15 protein-coding genes and 1 riboswitch are annotated in these 18671 nt (G+C 66.4%); of the genes, 9 read left to right on the forward strand and 6 right to left on the reverse strand.

Annotation, left to right across the window (positions count from 1 at the left end):
- The 4 genes from ASD28_RS13530 to rpsL form a co-directional block, all read right to left on the reverse strand.
- The coding region (locus ASD28_RS13530) for a GTP-binding protein (protein ID WP_200951825.1) at positions 1 to 376 on the reverse strand (376 nt) is incomplete at its 3' end.
- Positions 377 to 508: 132 nt separating this feature from the next.
- Entirely contained in the window at positions 509 to 2614 is a 2106-nt protein-coding gene (fusA, locus tag ASD28_RS13535; RefSeq protein ID WP_056128506.1) for an elongation factor G, read from the reverse strand.
- Positions 2615 to 2749: 135 nt separating this feature from the next.
- Complete coding sequence (rpsG, locus tag ASD28_RS13540) at positions 2750 to 3220, reverse strand: 30S ribosomal protein S7 (protein WP_056128507.1); 471 nt, start codon at positions 3218 to 3220, stop codon at positions 2750 to 2752.
- 127 nt (positions 3221 to 3347) lie between these two features.
- A complete protein-coding gene (gene rpsL / locus ASD28_RS13545; RefSeq protein ID WP_036240557.1) occupies positions 3348 to 3731 on the reverse strand; it encodes a 30S ribosomal protein S12 in 384 nt (127 codons plus the stop codon).
- 378 nt (positions 3732 to 4109) lie between these two features.
- Here rpsL and ASD28_RS13550 point away from each other — a divergent pair, with 378 nt between their 5' ends.
- Positions 4110 to 5966 (forward strand): phosphoethanolamine transferase, encoded by a 1857-nt coding sequence (locus tag ASD28_RS13550; RefSeq protein WP_056128509.1) that lies wholly within the window; start codon positions 4110 to 4112, stop codon positions 5964 to 5966.
- A gap of 98 nt (positions 5967 to 6064) precedes the next feature.
- On the opposite strand, the gene ASD28_RS31810 is transcribed toward ASD28_RS13550, so the two are convergent.
- A complete protein-coding gene (locus ASD28_RS31810) occupies positions 6065 to 6214 on the reverse strand; it encodes a hypothetical protein (RefSeq protein ID WP_156403821.1) in 150 nt (49 codons plus the stop codon).
- 245 nt (positions 6215 to 6459) lie between these two features.
- A riboswitch (guanidine-I (ykkC/yxkD leader) is annotated at positions 6460 to 6569 on the forward strand.
- Positions 6570 to 6623: 54 nt separating this feature from the next.
- On the opposite strand from ASD28_RS31810, the gene ASD28_RS13555 reads away from it, so the two are divergent.
- Genes ASD28_RS13555 through atzF form a run of 8 tightly spaced genes read left to right on the forward strand, consistent with a single transcriptional unit; the run spans position 6624 to position 17048 of the window.
- Entirely contained in the window at positions 6624 to 7625 is a 1002-nt protein-coding gene (locus ASD28_RS13555; protein WP_056128511.1) for an ABC transporter substrate-binding protein, read from the forward strand.
- 3 nt (positions 7626 to 7628) lie between these two features.
- The gene (locus ASD28_RS13560) at positions 7629 to 8477 is read left to right on the forward strand and encodes an ABC transporter permease (protein ID WP_056128513.1); all 849 of its coding nucleotides are present in this window, start codon (positions 7629 to 7631) and stop codon (positions 8475 to 8477) included.
- 3 nt (positions 8478 to 8480) lie between these two features.
- On the forward strand, positions 8481 to 9308 hold the full coding sequence (locus ASD28_RS13565) for an ABC transporter ATP-binding protein (protein ID WP_056128515.1): 828 nt from the start codon (positions 8481 to 8483) through the stop codon (positions 9306 to 9308).
- 10 nt (positions 9309 to 9318) lie between these two features.
- Positions 9319 to 10074, forward strand: a complete 756-nt coding sequence (locus tag ASD28_RS13570) for an urea amidolyase associated protein UAAP1 (protein WP_056128518.1) — start codon at positions 9319 to 9321, stop codon at positions 10072 to 10074.
- A 10-nt stretch (positions 10075 to 10084) separates the two neighbouring features.
- The gene (locus tag ASD28_RS13575; protein WP_056128521.1) at positions 10085 to 10741 is read left to right on the forward strand and encodes an urea amidolyase associated protein UAAP2; all 657 of its coding nucleotides are present in this window, start codon (positions 10085 to 10087) and stop codon (positions 10739 to 10741) included.
- A gap of 9 nt (positions 10742 to 10750) precedes the next feature.
- Positions 10751 to 14356 carry an urea carboxylase gene (gene uca / locus ASD28_RS13580; protein WP_056128524.1) on the forward strand — a complete coding sequence of 1202 codons (3606 nt, stop codon included), beginning with the start codon at positions 10751 to 10753 and terminating at the stop codon, positions 14354 to 14356.
- Between the two features lie 30 nt (positions 14357 to 14386).
- On the forward strand, positions 14387 to 15256 hold the full coding sequence (locus ASD28_RS13585; protein ID WP_056128527.1) for a TorF family putative porin: 870 nt from the start codon (positions 14387 to 14389) through the stop codon (positions 15254 to 15256).
- Between the two features lie 19 nt (positions 15257 to 15275).
- Positions 15276 to 17048 (forward strand): allophanate hydrolase, encoded by a 1773-nt coding sequence (gene atzF / locus ASD28_RS13590; RefSeq protein ID WP_056128528.1) that lies wholly within the window; start codon positions 15276 to 15278, stop codon positions 17046 to 17048.
- Here the strand turns inward: atzF and ASD28_RS13595 are convergent.
- Positions 17031 to 18533, reverse strand: coding sequence for a hypothetical protein (locus tag ASD28_RS13595; protein WP_056128530.1), 1503 nt, complete (start codon positions 18531 to 18533; stop codon positions 17031 to 17033). The two genes, atzF and ASD28_RS13595, sit on opposite strands and share 18 nt — an antisense overlap.
- Between the last annotated feature and the right edge of the window lie 138 nt (positions 18534 to 18671).

Genomic DNA, 18671 nt, shown 5'->3' on the forward strand with positions numbered 1-18671 from the left:
CCTGGCGAGCCAGCAGGATGTGTTCGCGGGTCTGCGGCATCGGGCCGTCAGCAGCGGAGCACACCAGGATCGCGCCGTCCATCTGGGCAGCACCGGTGATCATGTTCTTGATGTAGTCGGCGTGGCCCGGGCAGTCGACGTGTGCGTAGTGGCGGTTGGCCGTTTCGTACTCGACGTGCGCGGTGTTGATGGTGATGCCGCGTGCTTTTTCTTCCGGAGCCGCGTCGATCTGGTCGTAGGCCTTGGCTTCACCGCCGAATTTCTTCGACAGGACGGTTGCGATTGCCGCCGTCAGGGTGGTTTTGCCGTGGTCAACGTGACCGATCGTGCCGACGTTCACGTGCGGCTTGGTCCGTTCGAATTTTTCCTTTGCCATTTTGATCTTCCTTTAAAAGAACAATTATCTAGTTTTTGTTCAGGCCAGGCGGGGTACCGCCGGCCTGTTATTTGTAACGCTCTTGCGGGACAGAGCAGGGTTCATCGCCTTTGCTCTGTCCCCAACTGACTATTACTTGGCTTTAGCCGTCACGATGGCGTCCATCACATGCTTCGGTGCTTCAGCATAGTGCTTGAATTCCATCGTGTAGGTCGCACGACCCTGGGTTGCCGAACGCAGCACGGTCGAGTAACCGAACATTTCCGACAGCGGGACTTCGGCCTTGATGATCTTGCCGCCGCCGCCCGGGATTTCGTCCATGCCCTGCACCATACCGCGGCGGGACGACAGGTCGCCCATCACGGTACCGGCGTAGTCTTCCGGCGTCTCGACTTCCACGGCCATCATCGGCTCGAGGATGACCGGGTTGGCGCGACGGCAGCCTTCCTTGAATGCCATCGAACCGGCCATGCGGAACGCGTTTTCGTTCGAGTCCACGTCGTGGTACGAACCGAAGGTCAGCGTGACTTTCACGTCGACCACCGGATAGCCGGCCATCACGCCGCTCGACAGCGTCTCGCGCACACCCTTCTCGACTGCCGGGATGAATTCACGCGGAATCACACCACCCTTGATCGCGTCGATGAACTCGAAGCCTTTGCCCGGTTCCTGCGGTTCGATCGACAGCACGGCGTGACCGTACTGACCACGACCACCCGACTGCTTGACGAACTTGCCTTCGACGTCGCTGACCGACTTGCGGATCGTTTCGCGGTAAGCAACCTGCGGCTTGCCGACGGTCGCTTCCACGCCGAATTCACGCTTCATACGGTCGACGATAATCTCCAGGTGCAGCTCGCCCATACCACCGATGATGGTCTGGCCCGATTCTTCGTCGGTGCGCACGCGGAACGACGGGTCTTCCTGAGCCAGACGGTTCAGTGCCAGGCCCATCTTTTCCTGGTCGGCCTTGGTTTTCGGCTCGACGGCCTGCTGGATCACCGGCTCCGGGAATACCATCTTTTCCAGGATGATCGGAGCAGCCGGGTCGCACAGCGTTTCACCGGTGGTCGCTTCTTTCAGGCCCACGGCAGCGGCGATGTCGCCTGCACGGACTTCCTTGATCTCTTCGCGCTGGTTCGCGTGCATCTGCAGAATACGGCCGACGCGTTCTTTCTTGCCCTTGATCGGGTTGAACACGGTGTCGCCCGACTTGATGACGCCCGAGTACACGCGGAAGAAGATCAGCTGGCCGACGAACGGGTCGGTCATGATCTTGAATGCCAGCGCGGCAAATTTCTCGTCGTCCGATGCCGTACGGGTGACCGGCTGGTCGTCCTCGTCGGTACCGCTGACCGGCGGAATGTCGACCGGCGACGGCAGGTACTCGATGACCGCGTCCAGCATGGCCTGCACGCCCTTGTTCTTGAAGGCGGTGCCGCACATCATCGGAACGATTTCCGAAGCGATGGTGCGCTGGCGCAGTGCCTGCTTGATCTCGGCTTCGGTCAGCTCGCCCTCTTCGAGGTACTTGTTCATCAGGTCTTCCGACGCTTCAGCAGCGGTCTCGACCAGTTTTTCGCGCCATTCGTTGGCTTGATCGACCAGCTCGGCCGGGATCTCGCGGTAGTCGAACTTCATGCCCTGGGACGCGTCGTCCCAATAGATCGCCTGCATCTTGACCAGGTCGACCACGCCCTTGAAGTTGTCTTCGGCGCCGATGGGGATCTGCAGCGGGATCGGGTTGGCCTTCAGGCGGGCGCGCATCTGCTCGTACACCTTGAAGAAGTTCGCACCGGTACGGTCCATCTTGTTGACGAATGCCAGACGCGGGACTTTGTACTTGTTAGCCTGACGCCACACGGTTTCCGACTGCGGCTGCACGCCGCCGACTGCACAGTAGACCATGCAGGCGCCGTCCAGGACGCGCATCGAACGCTCCACCTCGATGGTGAAGTCGACGTGGCCCGGGGTATCGATGATGTTGAAGCGGTGCGGCTCGAAATTGTTGGCCATACCCTTCCAGAAGCAGGTCGTCGCTGCCGAGGTAATGGTGATGCCGCGCTCTTGCTCCTGCTCCATCCAGTCCATGGTGGCTGCACCGTCGTGCACTTCACCGATCTTGTGGTTAACACCGGTGTAGAACAGGATGCGCTCGGTGGTCGTCGTCTTACCGGCGTCGATGTGAGCGGAGATACCGATGTTACGGTAGCGCTCAATAGGGGTAGTGCGTGCCATAAATTTTCCTAACTTTTGAATGGACAAAACCGAGCAGCATTCTGGTGATCAAAATGAGCTCGGCCTGAACAACTGATACTGCATGGCCGCACGACCCCGGAGGCGTTCTGCCTCCAAGGGTAGTTGGCCATTCGCTTAGAAGCGGAAGTGCGAGAACGCCTTGTTCGCTTCAGCCATACGGTGCACCTCGTCACGACGCTTCATCGCGCCGCCGCGGCCTTCTGCTGCTTCCATCAGCTCGCCACCCAGGCGCTGCGGCATGGATTTTTCGCTACGCTTGTTTGCGGCTTCGCGCAACCAACGCATAGACAGGGCCATACGGCGGACCGGACGCACTTCAACCGGCACCTGGTAGTTGGCGCCACCGACGCGGCGGGATTTCACCTCGACCATCGGCTTGCAGTTGTTGATCGCGGTTGCGAACACTTCCAGCGGGTCCTTGCCCGATTTGCTCTGGATGTAGTCGAATGCACCGTAGATGATGTTTTCTGCGACCGACTTTTTGCCGGACAACATCAGAACGTTGACGAACTTGGCGAGATCGATGTTGCCGAATTTCGGATCCGGCAGAATTTCGCGCTTGGGTACTTCACGACGACGTGGCATTTCAATTCCTTCCTGTCTTCAGTTGAGTGCTTATCGCACTCGCGAAAGGCCATCAAAGCCCTTCACTTACTCGGCCTTCCGGCCGCCTCAACTAACTCAATATTAATTTACCCAGATTGCAAGAAGATTACTTCTTGGCAGCCTTGGCACGCTTGGCACCGTACTTCGAACGGGCCTGCTTACGGTCTTTCACGCCCTGGGTATCCAGTGCACCGCGGACCATGTGGTAACGCACACCCGGCAAGTCTTTCACACGACCGCCGCGGATCAGCACGACCGAGTGTTCCTGCAGGTTGTGGCCTTCACCGCCGATGTACGAAATGACTTCGAAACCGTTGGTCAGGCGAACTTTGGCGACTTTACGCAGTGCCGAGTTCGGCTTCTTCGGGGTCGTCGTGTAGACACGGGTGCAGACACCACGCTTTTGCGGGCAGTTTTCCAGTGCCGGCGACTTGCTCTTCACAACCGCGGCTTCACGCGGCTTGCGAATCAGTTGATTGATGGTTGGCATCGTTCAAAAATCCAACAAAATAACTACTAGTTAATGACCCGGGGCTCTTGCTTTCCGGGGGCTGAAACCTTGTCCCGCAACTCTCCGTACAGGCGACGAAAGCCACTCACCAGCGGGAGCGGCTGTTATGCGTAAACCATGCGCAGAATAATTCGAGAACTCGCGAGTATAGACCTGAAGCGGGGCCGGGTCAACAAACTTGCTGACCGGGCACCGCGACAGCGGCGGAAGATTGTGTAATTGCTCAGTAGATGTCGTGATAACGACACAACCAGTGTACGCCGGATTTCATCCGTTGTGCAGATGGAATAGCGTTACCAGTGGCAAAAACCGGATAATAGCCGACTTCGCCTCCGCGCTGCCGCACACGTTCGTTCGATGTCATTCCTGCTACGCCCGCGCAACCTGTACGTCGCGCTCACTTATCTGCTCCTGTCCTGCGTGCCGTACGTGGCGCCGCTGTTCGGCCAGCCGCTGTCGCACCCCGGCCAGGTGGCCGGCATCGAACTGCTGGCCTGGCTGGGCGTGTGGGGCGTGTTCAAGCGCCCGGCGTACTTCCACTGGCTGCTGCTGCCCGCCTTCCTCGCGCTGCCCGTCGAGCTTTATTTATATGCGTTCTACGGCCAGGGCATTTCCACGCACCACCTCGGCATCATCGCGGAGACGAGCCCGGCCGAGGCCATGGAATTCCTCGGCAGCAAAGTCTGGCTGCTGATCGGCGTCTTCGTCGGCATGCTCGCGTGGTTCGTCACGAGCTGGATCGCGGCCTGGCGCACGCGCGACCTCGACTGGGCTGACGTGTCGCGCCCCGTCGTGCTGGGCGTGCTGGCGGTCGTGGCCGTCGTGTTCGCCTACGGCCTGAAGTACGGCGTCGCTCCGCCGCCACTCGCGGCTGCCGGCCCGGCAGCTGCCAGCGCGCGGCTCGTGAAAGCCTCCGACAGCGTCGAGGCCGCCAGCGAAGAGACCGCGGCGCCGCGTCCGTCCAGCATACCGCGCCCCGCCTCGCTGCCGCCGCTGGCGCACTGGATGAAGCTGCCGTTCGACCTGGACACGTTCGCGCATTCGTGGCCGTTCGGCCTGGCCGCGCGCGGCGTCGATTTTTACAAGGAACGGGTCTATCTCGCCGACCTGAACCGTCGCAGCGCCAACTTCCGCTTCCACGCCCACCTGGCCGAGCCGAACGACGACCCGCAGGTGATCGTGATGGTGATTGGCGAATCGTCGCGCTACGACCGCTGGAGCCTGAACGGCTACGACCGCGACACGAACCCGCTGCTGTCGCAGGAGCCGAACGTGGTGCCGCTGCGCGACGTGATCACGTCCGTCTCCGCCACGCGCCTGAGCGTCCCCGTCATCATCTCGCGCAAGCCGGCCACGCAAAGCCTCAAGGACGGGTTCTCGGAAAAATCGTTCCTGACCGCGTTCAAGGAAGCGGGCTATAAAACGTTCTGGCTGTCGAACCAGATCTCGTTCGGCAAGTTCGACACCCCCGTGTCCGTGTTCGCGAAGGAAGCGGACGTCGTCGACTTCCTGAATCTGGGCGGTTTTACCGACAATTCGAATTACGACGAAATCCTGTTCGGCCCTTTGAAACATGCCGTCGCGGATCCGGCGCCGAAGAAACTGATCGTGCTGCACACGCTGGGTAGCCACTGGAACTACAGCCACCGCTACCCGAAGCAGTTCGACAAATGGCTGCCGTCGCTGTACGGCATCGACAAGCCCGTCTACACGGACATCAGGATCAAGGACAAGCTGAACAACAGCTACGACAGCTCGATCCTGTACACGGACTGGTTCCTCGACCACGTCATCGGCACGCTGAAGGAAGCCGACAAGCCGGCCGCCATGCTGTACGTGGCCGACCACGGCCAGACGCTGTACGACAACAGCTGCCGGCTCGCCTTCCATGGCCACAACACGCAATACGAATTCCACGTCCCCGCGTTCGCCTGGTATTCGGATGCGTACGCGGCGCGCTTCCCGGACAAGGTCACGCAGCTGCGCCGCCACCGCAAGGCGAAGCTGGCAACCGAAAACATGTTCCACACCCTGCTCGACCTGGGCGACGTGCGCTACCCGGACGAGCGCCTGGCGTGGAGCTTCGTCAACGCCGCCTTCAAGCAACACAAGCGCTACGTCGACAGCTACGGCTGGACCGACTACGACAACGCCACCATCAAGGGCGACTGCCACGAAGTGATCGCCAAAGGCAAACCGTTGCCGCGCGACTAGAGCTCAAATTCGGGGTCAGAGCACATTAATTTTCGCGGCTGCTGGCAAATCGCCAGCATGTTCGCGGAATGCCCAACCAACTCCTGCCAACTCGCCGGTCACCGGTCAAAAAATGTGCTCTGACCCCGAATTTTTCCGGGCCGTGCGAACCACGGATAACGGTGCGCGGGCTGCGAGGCCAGCAGGTACAGGAACGCCCAGGCAAGCCGGGCGAGACGGCGACACAAGGTGCTGGCAAAGGTGGACATCGGTGCTCCGCTGCGTGATCGTGATCCATCCCATGCAAGGTCGATGCCCGCCCGCGTCCATCGCCGTGGCGCACGGCCTGCGCGAAATACGCACCAGATCGGCGCATGGACGCACCGCCGCGGCGCGCCGCGAACGTGCGCACGGCACACGCACACAGGGAGCGCTTGTACGAAACCCGCTGGCACCGTTCTTGCAAATTGAACCTGCAACGAGAGGTGGGCCGATGTCGGCATCGCGCACATCTCGACAAGGTGGCTAGGGTTCCGACCGCGCGAGCGGTGCTGGTCCGAGAGCTGCCGGTTCCCCGCCGCCACGCGGCAAGGAGCTACACGGAGGGATAAAAGCCCGGGAGGACGATTGCGCCGCAATCGCTTGCCTCTCGTTTTTATCCACTTCGGGAGCTCCATCATGCGTTTCTTCCAGCATCACCGCATCCTTCGCAGTTCCATCGCAACGGTCCTCGCCCTGTGCGCGGCGCTGTCGGCCGCCGGGCCCGCGCACGCCGAGGTCAAGGTCGGCCTGTCCGACTGGCCGGGCTGGGTGGCCTGGTACGTCGCGGACCAGAAGGGGTTCTTCAAGCGGCACGGCGCCAACGTCAAGCTGGTCTGGTTCGGTAATTACACGGACTCCGTCGCCGCGCTGTCGGCCGGCCAGCTCGACGCCAATGCGCAGACCTGGTCGGACACCATGACGCCGCTGGCGAAGAAGGTCGACGTCAAGGCCGTGCTGGTCAACGACAACTCGGCCGGCAATGACGCGCTGATGGTCGGCCCGAAGATCAAGTCGTTCGCGGACCTGAAGGGCCGCACGGTGGCGCTGGAGCAATTCAGCATCTCGCACTTCGTGCTCGCCACGGCGCTGGCCCGCAACGGCATGAGCATGAATGACGTCAAGGTCGTCAACCTGTCCGCCGGTGATGCGGCCGCCGCGTTCGTGGCCGGCCGCGTGGACGCCGCCGTCGTGTGGAACCCGTGGGTCAACAAGATCCAGGCGAGCGGCAAGGGCCACGCGCTGTTCACGTCGCGCGACATGCCGGGCCTCGTGCCCGACCTGCTCGTCGCCCACGGCAAGTCCCTGCGCGACAAGATCAAGCGCCAGGACCTCGTCGGCATGATCCAGGCGTGGTTCGACACGCAGGCCTTCATCCACGACCATCCGGACGAGGCGGTGCAGATCATGTCGAAAGTGGTCGGCATCAAGCCGGCCGAGTACAAGGTCTTCCTGCCGGGCACGCGCTTCTTCGGCCGCGCCGACAACCAGGCCGCGCTCGACGCCAGCAAGCCGCAGTCGCTCGTCGCGGCCGGTCCCGAGATCCACAAATTCCTCAGCACGAACAAGCTGGTCGCCGGCCCGGTCGACTACGCCGCCGGCATCGACGCCTCGCTGCTGGCCGACGCCCTCAAGAAGTAAGCCATGCGCGACGACCTGTCCCCTCTTGACGGCGCGGCCGGCCCCACGGTGATGCGCAACCGCCGCTCGCCGTGGGACGTGCGCGGCGATCTGCGCCGCCGCAGCGCGCTCGCGCTGGCCGTCGCCGGCTTCGTGCTGCCGCTCGCCGTGTGGATCCTCGTGTCGCTGAACGGCTGGGCCGATCCCGTATTCCTGCCGCCGCCGTGGCAGGTGCTGGCCCAGCTGGGCGAGTGGTACCGCGACGGCGACCTGCTGGGCGACGTCATCGTCAGCATCGGCCGCGTGCTGGGCGGCTTCTGCGTCGCGGCCCTCGTCGCCGTGCCGCTCGGCGTGCTGGTCGGGACGTATGCGCCGGTGCGCGCGTTCCTCGAGCCGCTGACGGAATTCACCCGTTACCTGCCCGCCGTCGCGTTCATCCCGCTGATCATGCTGTGGGTCGGCATCGAGGAAAGCGCGAAGATCGCGGTGATCTGGGTCGGCGTGTTCTTCCAGATGCTGCTGCTCGTCGCCGCCGACGTGGCGCGCGTGCCGGACGCGCCGATCGAAGCGGCGCGCACGATGGGCGCGACGAACGAGGAAATCATCAAGTACGTGCTGATCCCGGCCGCGCGTCCCGCGATCCTGACCACCTTGCGCGGCGCGATGTGCCTGGCGTGGACGTACCTCGTCGTGGCCGAACTGGTGGCCGCGAACTCGGGCCTGGGCTACGCGATCCTGAAGGCGCAGCGCTTCCTCCAGACCGACAAGATCTTCGCCGGCATCCTGCTGATCGGCCTCGTGGGCCTGCTCACGGACCAGGCGTTCCGCTGGCTGCACAAGCGCTGCTTTCCCTGGCATCACCTGCGAGGCTGAACCATGACACCCAAGATAGCCGTACGCGGCCTGTACAAACACTATGGCCGCGGGGCGCGGCGCACGCTCGCGCTGCAGCACGTGGACCTGGACATCGCAGCCAGCGAATTCGTGACCCTCGTCGGCGCGTCCGGCTGCGGCAAATCGACGCTGCTGCGCACGATCTGCGGCCTGGAGGAATACGGACAAGGCAGCATCGTCTGCAACGGCCGCGACGTCGACGGCCCCGGCGCCGACCGCGCCATGGTCTTCCAGAGCTACAGCCTGTACCCGTGGCTGACGGTGAAGGACAACATCCGCTTCTGCCGCCGCCTCAAGCACCACGCCGCCGCCACGTCGAGCGACGTCGAAATCGCATCCGGCCGCGCGGACGCCCTCATCGGCCTGATGGGCCTTGCGCACATGGCGCATGCGTATCCGGCCGAACTCTCGGGCGGCATGCAGCAGCGCGTGGCGATCGCGCGGGCGCTGATGGCGCGGCCGGACGTGCTGCTGATGGACGAGCCGTTCGGCGCGCTGGACGCGCAGACGCGCGAAGTGATGCACGACCTGATCCGCCACGTCCACCACCTGGAAAAGACCACCATCGTGTTCGTCACGCACGACGTCGAGGAAGCGATCTACCTGGGCGAGCGCGTCGTCGTGATGGCGCCGCGTCCGGGCCGCATCGATTCGATCGTCGACGTGCCGTTCGGCGCCAAACGCCACCAGGACCTGAAGCTCGCGCCCGAATTCTCCGCGCTGAAGCGCCAAATCCTGAACCGCATCCGCGAGACGTCCGGCGTCAAGACCGACCTGGAACAGCTCGAAAAACTCACTCGCACGACCTGACGGAGCCACCATGACACACACCGAACACACTCTCGAACTGGCACCGGACCTGGACCCGGCCCGCGTGCTGTGGACCGAACGCTTCCCCGGCGGCGCGCACTGGTCGTACCGCGTGCGGCGCGGCACCACGCTGCGCTTCATCGCCGTGGAAGCCGGCGCCAACACGTCCGTGCTGCTGTATCGCGCCGACGAGCGCATGGAGCGCCTCAACGTGCCGGACACGCTGAAGGCCCAGCACACGGCACACCTGACGGCGGGCCACGTACTGTACTCGGACATGGGCCGCATCCTCGCGTCGATCCCGCGCGACACGGTGGGCTGGCACGATCCGCTGTGCGGCCTGTCGGATGCGGAAGGCATCGCGCGCCGCCACGGCGTCAAGCGCTACCAGGAACACCGCAACGCGATGCACCGCAACGGCAAGGACAGCCTGCTCGTCGAGATGGGCAAATGGGGTTTGGGCCTGCGCGACCTCGTACCGAACCTGAACCTGTTTTCCAGGGTGGCGGTCGATGCCGACGGGCGTTTCCGCTTCGCCGAGAACCACGCAAAGCCCGGCGACTTCGTCGAGCTGCGCTTCGAGATGGACACGCTGGTCCTGGTCTCCACCGCGCCCCACCCGCTCGATCCGCGCCCCGACTACGCGCCGGGTAAGGTCGCCATCGTGGCCTGGGATTCCGGCCCGGCCGGCGAGGACGACGTGTGCCGCCTGTCGTGCGCCGAAAACGGCCGCGGCTTTCATAACACCGAACTGATTTACCGCTGAGGAGACCGTCATGCACACCCTGCGCGAGAGCACGCTCGATCCCGCCGCCGCCCTGGCCATCCACGACCTGCCGGCCGGCGAACCGTGGCTGCACGAAGTCAAACGCGGCCAGACGCTGCGCATCGTCGACCTGGAAGGCAACCAGGCCGTCGACACGATCTTCTACAACGCCGCCGACACGGCTGAAAGCTACAGCGTGACCGACACGCTGCAGCGCCAGGGCGGCATCTACCTGTCGGCCGGCTCGGTGCTGTATTCGAACCGCGGCCGGCCGATGCTGGCTATCGTGGCCGACACGTGCGGCCGCCATGACACGCTGGGCGGCGCCTGCGCGGCCGAGAGCAACACGGTGCGCTATGCGCTGCAGAAGAAATTCATGCACAGCTGCCGTGACAACTACCTGCTCGCGCTGGCGCGAGCGGACATCGGCATGGACAAGCGCGACCTCGTCCCCAACGTGAACTTCTTCATGAACGTGCCGGTGACGGAAGGCGGCGGCCTGTCGTTCGAGGACGGCCTGTCCGCGCCGGGCAAGTATGTCGAGCTGCGCGCCGAGATGGACGTGCTGGTGCTCGTGTCGAACTGCCCGCAGCTGAACAACCCGTGCAATGCCTACAACCCCACCCCGGTCCGCTTCGTGATCTGGGGGACCTCCCCCTCCGCCTGAAAGACCGCCATGTTCGACAAGATCCTGATCGCCAACCGCGGCGAAATCGCCTGCCGCGTGATCCGCACCGCGCGCCGTCTCGGCATGAAGACGGTGGCCATCTATTCCGAGGCCGACGTCGAATCGCTGCACGTGCGCCTGGCCGACGAAGCCGTGTGCGTGGGCCCGGCCGCCGCCAGCGACAGCTATTTGTCGGCCGAGCGCGTGCTGGCGGCGGCGCGCAACACGGGTGCGCAGGCGATCCACCCCGGCTACGGCTTCATGAGCGAGAACGCCGGCTTCGCGGAAGCGTGCGCCGCCGCGGGCATCGTGTTCATCGGCCCCACGCCGCGGCAGATGCGCGACTTCGGCCTCAAGCACACCGCACGCGAACTGGCACGGCAGGCCGACGTACCGCTGCTGCCGGGCACCGGCCTGCTGGACGGCGTCGAGGAAGCGCTGACGGAAGCGCGCCGCATCGGCTACCCCGTCATGCTGAAAAGTACGGCGGGCGGCGGCGGCATCGGCATGCGCCTGTGCCGCGACGACGACGAACTGGCCGGCGCCTACGCGTCCGTGCGCCACCTGTCCGAGAACAACTTCAAGAACAGCGGCATCTACCTGGAAAAATTCGTGCAGCGCGCGCGCCACGTCGAGGTACAGATCTTCGGCGACGGCCGCGGCAACGTCGTGTCGCTGGGCGAGCGCGATTGCTCCGTCCAGCGCCGCAACCAGAAGGTGATCGAAGAGACGCCCGCGCCGGACCTTTCGGACGGCACGCGCCATGCGCTGGCCGCCACCGCCGTGCGCCTGGGCGCAGCGATCCACTACCTGTCGGCCGGCACCGTCGAATATGTGCTGGACGCGGACACGGGCGCGTTCTACTTCCTCGAAGTGAACACGCGCCTGCAGGTGGAGCACGGCGTGACGGAAGAAGTGTTCGGCGTCGACCTCGTCGAATGGATGATCCGTGCGGCGGCCGGCGAGCTCACGCTGCCGGACCAGGCATCGCTCGTGCCGCACGGCCACGCGATGCAGCTGCGCGTGTACGCGGAAGACCCGGCGCGCAATTTTCAACCCTGCTCCGGCGTGCTGACGGCCGTCGAATTCGCGCCGGGCCTGCGCGTGGACACGTGGGTCGAGCGCGGCGTCACCGTCAGCCCCTACTATGACCCGCTGCTGGCCAAGCTGATCGTCAAGACGGACAACCGGGCCGCGTCGGTCGACCAGCTCGTGCGCGCTCTCGAGACGTCGCGCATCGACGGCATCGAGACCAATCTTGCCTACCTCGCGCGCATCCTGCGCTACGGCGATTTCGTCGCCGGCCGCCAGATCACGCAGATGCTGGCCGCGATGGACTTCGCGCCGCAGACCGTCGAAGTGCTGGACGGCGGCATCCAGACGACGGTGCAAGACTACCCGGGCCGCCTGGGCCTGTGGGCCGTCGGCATCCCGCCGTCCGGGCCGATGGACGCCTACGCGCACCGCGTGGCGAACCACCTGCTCGGCAACGATGTCGCCGCGCCGACGCTGGAGATGACCTTGCAGGGCGCGGCCCTGCGCTTCAACTGCGCGTGCACGATCGCGCTGGCCGGCGCCGATCTCGGGGCCAGCGTGTCCGGTGCGGACGGTAAACGCGACCTCGCGAACTGGCAAGCACACGCCATCGCGGCCGGCGAAACGTTGCGCTTCGCCGGCGTGCGCGGCGCGGGCGTGCGGGCTTACGTCGCATTCGCGGGCGGCCTGGACGTGCCGGACTATCTCGGCAGCCGCGCCACGTTCACGCTGGGCCAGTTCGGCGGTCACGGGGGCCGCGCCGTGCGCGCGGGCGACATGCTCAAGCTGAAGCCCGTGCCGGCGTTCACTCGCGAACTCGCACCCGCCGCGATCCCGGCCTATGCGCACCACTGGGACATCGCCGTCCACTACGGCCCGCACGGCGCGCCGGACTTCTTCACCGGCGACGACATCGTGACGTTCTTCGGCACGGACTGGCAGGTGCACTTCAATTCCAGCCGCACCGGCGTGCGCCTCGTCGGCCCGAAACCGCGCTGGGCGCGCACGGACGGCGGCGAAGCGGGCCTGCACCCGTCGAACATCCACGACAACGCCTATGCCATCGGCTCCATCGACTTCACCGGCGACATGCCCGTGATCCTCGGTCCGGACGGCCCGAGTCTCGGCGGCTTCGTGTGCCCCGCGGTGATCGTATCGAGCGACCTGTGGAAGATGGGCCAGCTGAAACCGGGCGACACGGTGCGCTTCCACCGCGTGTCCGTCGACGAGGCGGCGGCCATGCGCGCGGCGCTGGACGCCGTGTTCGAGCGGTCGGACGCGGCGCCCGTGTGGACGCCGCCGGCGTCGCCGCTAGGCCTGGCCCAGCCGGCCGTCGCGGGCGAAGCAGCGCTGCCGGACGGTACGCGCGTCGTGTTCCGCCGCGCCGGCGACGACTACCTGCTGGTGGAATTCGGCGACCTCGCGCTGGACATCAACCTGCGTTTCCGCGTGCATGCGCTGATGTGCGCGCTGGAAGACGCACGCCTGGGTGGCGTCGTCGACCTCACGCCCGGCATCCGCTCGCTGCAGGTCCACTTCGACCATCGCCGCCTGGGCGCCACGCGCCTGCTGGAGCGGATCGGCGCGCTGCTGGCGGCGCAGGGACCGGTCGAGGACATGGTCGTCCCGTCGCGCATCGTGCACCTGCCGCTCGCGTGGAACGACACGCAGACGCGCCTCGCGATCCAGAAGTACGAGACGACCGTGCGCCCGGACGCGCCCTGGTGCCCCAGCAACATCGAATTCATCCGCCGCATCAATGGACTGGACTCGATCCGCGACGTGTACGACGTCGTGTTCAAGGCCAGCTACATGGTGCTGGGCCTGGGCGACGTCTACCTGGGCGCGCCGGTCGCGACGCCGGTCGATCCGCGCCACCGCCTCGTGACGACGAAGTACAACCCGGCGCGCACGTGGACGCCGGAAAACGCGGTCGGCATCGGCGGCGCCTACCTGTGCGTGTACGGCATGGAAGGCCCGGGCGGCTACCAGTTCGTCGGCCGGACAGTCCAGATGTGGAACCGCTACCGCCAGACGGCCAGCTTCCGCGACGGCAAACCGTGGCTGCTGCGCTTCTTCGACCAGATCCGGTTCTACGAGGTGACGGAAGACCGTTTGCTCGAGCACCGGCGCGATTTCCCGCTCGGCCGCTTCGACGTGCGCATCGAGGAGACCACGTTCTCGCTGGCCCACTACAACGCGTTCCTGGCGCGCGAAGCGGATGCGATCGCCGCGTTCAAGTCGCGCCAGCAGGCCGCGTTCGAGGCCGAGCGCGAACGGTGGCGCACGAGCGGCCAGGCCGAATGGGTCAGCGAGGAAGCGACGCTCGATGTGGGCGCGCCGGCCGACCTGCCCGACGGCAGCCAGTACCTGTCCGCCGTCGTTCCCGGCAGCGTGTGGAAGATCGTCGTGCCGCCCGGCGCCGCCGTGCGCGAGGGCGAGACGCTGGCGATCTTCGAATCGATGAAGATGGAAATCCCCGTCGTCGCCACCGCCGACGGCGTGCTGGACGAATGGCTCGTCGCCGAGGGCAAGCCCGTCGCCGCCGGCCAGCGCATCGCCGTCTTCACTGCATCCTGAATCCGAACTACCCAACACAAGGAGTCCCGCATGTACGACAAGAAGATCGCTCTCGCCATCGCCACGCTGCTGCTGGCAGGCACCGCGCAAGCCGACGACGCGCCTGCGTTCACCGGCCACGTGGACCTGGTCAGCAAATACATCCTGCGCGGCGTCAGCTCGACCTATGGGCCCGGCCTGCCGGGCCTGGGCAACGCCGGCGCCGACGCGCCCGAGTCGGACCAGCCCGCGCTGCAATGGGGCGTCGACTGGAACGATCCGTCCGGCTTCTTCCTCGGCTACTGGGCGTCGCAGATCAACTACTCGTACAAACGCCTGGGCGAGTCGTATGCCGATCGCAGCATCGCCGACTTCCAGCACAAGAAATCGATCGAGAACGACTTCTACGGCGGCTACAACGGCAAGGTGGGCGACATCGGCTACACGGTCGGCCTGACGGGCTATTACTACGTCAACGGCGAGCACGCCAACGCGTTCGAGACCAAGCTGGGCGCCAGCTACGGCCCGTTCAGCGTGACGGCGCAGACCCTGCTCAAGGACGTCGTCTGGGGCAACCGGGGCGACACCTACTGGACCTTGGCCGCGAGCCAGCCGCTCCCGCACGACATCACTCTCTCCGCCACCCTCGGCTTCTACACGTACCACAAGGAAGGCCGCTACCTGGGCACGGTCGACACGCTGACCGGCACGCGCTGCGCGGCCGGCACGAGCTTCATCGTCAACGGCTGCTTCGCGGGCGGCGCGCCGTCGTCGGGCGGGTGGCGCCACCTGACCGTCGGCTTCACGCAGCCGCTCGGCGCCGGTTTTACCTGGGGCCTGCAAGGCCTCCTCGGCGGCGACAACCGCTACGGCGTCAAGCAGGGCAACCGCCTGCTGGCCACCCTCGGCTACGCCTTCTGATCCTTTTACGCGAGACATCATGACGATCACCGACATCCACGCCGACTACCTGAGCGGCGCATCGACGCCCAGCCGCTGCATCGAGCAGGTACTGGCCCGCATCGCCGCCGCGGACCGCCCCGAGATCTGGATCAGCCGCATGGACGCCGCCGCGCTGCGCGCGCAGGCCCGCGCGCTCGACGCCGTGCTGGCGGCCGAAGGCGCCGCCGCGCTGGCGCGCCTGCCGCTGCTGGGCATCCCGTTCGCCGTCAAGGACAACATCGACGTGACCGGCATGCCCACCACGGCCGCCTGCCCCGCCTACGCCTACGTACCGGACGAATCCGCGCCGGTAGTGCAACGACTCCTTGCGGCCGGCGCCCTGCTGGTCGGGAAGACGAACCTGGACCAGTTCGCGACGGGCCTCGTCGGCACACGTTCGCCGTACGGCGCAGTGCGCAACGCGGTCGATCCTGCCTATGTGTCGGGCGGCTCGAGTTCCGGCTCCGCCGTCGCCGTGGCGCTGGGGATGGCCGCGTTCGCGCTCGGCACGGATACCGCCGGATCCGGCCGCGTGCCGGCGGGCCTGAACGGCATCGTCGGGCTGAAGCCCACGCGCGGGCTGCTCTCGACGCGCGGCGTGGTGCCGGCGTGCCGGACGCTCGATTGCGTCTCCGTGTTCGCGGCGGACGTGGCCGACGCGTGGAAGGTGGTGCAGGCGGCGGCCGGGTACGATGCGCACGACCCGTATTCACGCCGCATTGCACCGCAGGGCGTGCGCCGGCGCGGCTATCGCATCGCCGTGCCCGCGCAGCTGGAATTCTTCGGCGACGTCGCCGCGCAAGCCGCCTTCGAGGCGACCCTGGCACGCCTGCGCGACCTCCCCGGCTGCACGTTCGGCACGGTCGACTACACGCCGTTCCGCGACGCCGCCGCCCTGCTGTACCAGGGCCCGTGGGTCGCGGAGCGTCACGCCGCCGTCGGCGCCTTCATCGACGCGCAGCCGGACGCCGCGCATCCGGTAGTCGCAGGCATCATCGGGCAGGCCCGGGAATACGATGCGACCGATGCGTTCATGGGCCAGTACCGGCTGGCGGCGCTGCGCCGTGCGGCCGAGGACAGCCTCGCGGGCTACGACTTCCTGCTGGTGCCCACCACGCCGACCATGCCGCGCATCGCCGACGTGCTGGCGCGCCCCGTGGAACTGAATGCGCAACTGGGGTATTACACGAACTTCGTGAACTTCTTCGACATGGCCGCGCTGGCCGTGCCGGGGATTTCCCGTGCGGACGGCCTGCCGGCGGGCGTCACACTTATCGGCGCCGCCGGCAGCGACCACCTACTGGCGACGGCGGTCGCGGCGCTGCTCGGCGGCGCGGAAGCCGATGCGCTGGCTGCGGATCCCCTGCCGTTCGCCGAACCGACAGTACAGGTGGCCGTCGTCGGCGCGCACCTGGCGGGCCAGCCGCTGAACTGGCAGTTGCTGGAACGGGGCGCGCGCAAGGTGGCGGCCACGCACACGGCGCCGCACTACCGCCTGTACGCGCTGCCGGGCACGACGCCGCCCAAGCCGGGCCTCGCGCGGGTCGACCGCGACGGCGCGGCGATCGAGGTGGAAGTGTGGGAACTGCCGCTGCGCCGCTTCGGCGAATTCGTGGCCGAGATCCCGGCGCCGCTGGGCATCGGCTCGCTCGAACTGGCGGACGGGCGCTGGGTCAAGGGCTTCATCTGCGAACCGGCCGCCATCGCCGACGCCACCGACATCAGCATGTTCGGCGGCTGGCGCGCGTACCTGTCACGACAGGCTGCCTGACAGCCGGGTTTGCGCCAGCCACGCGGCCACCTGCTCCGCGCGGCGCTGCACGTCCGTGTCGAAGCCGTGTTCGACCAGCAGCGCCACGCCGTTCGTGCGTCCCAGCACGCCGGGCTCCAGTTGCAAACCGTCGCCACGACGCACGATGCGCCACGGCGCCAGCGCGTCGGCAAGCAGCGAACCCAGCACGAGGTTGTGCGACGACACGACCACCAGCGCATGCCGCGCGAGTGCGTCGACGACGGCCGTTGCGGCGGACACGGATTCTTCGTGGTTCGTGCCGCGGAAGATTTCATCGACGAGGCACACCACGGGTCGCGGACCGCGGGCGCGCGCCAGCAGCATCCGCGCCCGCGCCAGCTCGGCGATATACAGGCTCTGGCCACCCAGCAGCGAATCTTCGTTCTGCATGCTGGCGACGACCGGCAACGCCGGCAGGCTCGCTGACTGCGCGTAGCAGAAGCCGAACGCACGCGCGGTCACGAGGTTCAGGCCCAGCATGCGCAGGAACGTGCTTTTGCCCACGCCGTTCTGGCCCGACAGGAACGCGCCCTTGCCGTCCAGGGTCACGGACAGTCCGCGCGCCTCGTCCAGCAGCGGATGCACGCCGCCGTCGATCGCCAGCGTGCGCGCGCCGGTGCGCGTGGCCCAGCACCAGGTGGGACGCTCGCGCAGGTGACGGGCCAGCGTCACGTCCGCCTCCAGTTCCGCGCACAGCCAGTAGCACTCGCGCAGGAAGTCGCGCGCGCCGAACACCCGGGCCAGCGTACGGTAGTAGTGACGCACGTCGGCCGCCGCGAACCAGTCCGCGTATTCGCGCGCGCCAGGCACGCCGGATGCGGCGAGCAGCGAACGGTCCAGCGAGCGGCTCAACCGCCCTGCCCGCGCGCCCCGTCCCGCGAAGGGCTTGCTCAGCGCCTGCTCGCTGCCGTCCAGCAGCGAGCAGGCGCGCAACAGCATCTGCAGCGCGCGCAGCGATCGTGTCCAGAGGCCGACGCGGTCCTGGTAGCGCATGTGCACCATCACGAGGAAGTACATGGCGACCCCGACGCCGACCCAGCCCCACGGCGAGACGAGCAGCGCGGCCGCGATCGACGCCACCAGCAGCACGGGCAGCCAGAGCAGCCGGCCGACCCAGCCGGGGCGCGGCGGCTGCGTGTCCGCGAACAGCAACGCGGCCACGTCGATGTCCGCTTCGCGCAGGCAGGCCAGCTTGCGCTCGAGGGCGTCCAGCTGCGCGGGATCGTCCAGCAACGCCTGCACGCGGGCGCGTCTCGATGCCACCGCCGCGTCATCGAGGCCGCCGCGCAGGTCGCGCTCCAGCACCTGGCGCCCGAAGAGGCTCGTGCCGGCTGCGAGCGTGTCCGTGTAACCGGGCAGCAGCTGATCGCGCCAGGTGGCATCGTCGAGCAGATCGTCCGCGTCGGGCGGCACGGCAAGGCGCAGGACCGCCACCTCGTCCGGTTCAGGTTTGTATGAGGTCATGCAGGACTTTCCTCGGCGGCGCCGGACTATTGTTGGCAAGAAACTATGGCCGGTTTCCAGAATATCAAGACCGTCCGCGACTGTCCGTCCACACCGCCCCCGGACAGTCGCGGACGCGGCCGTGTCCACTGTCCCCGC

Source organism: Massilia sp. Root133, assembly GCF_001426525.1.
In the GTDB taxonomy this organism is placed as follows: domain Bacteria; phylum Pseudomonadota; class Gammaproteobacteria; order Burkholderiales; family Burkholderiaceae_D; genus Telluria; species Telluria orientalis.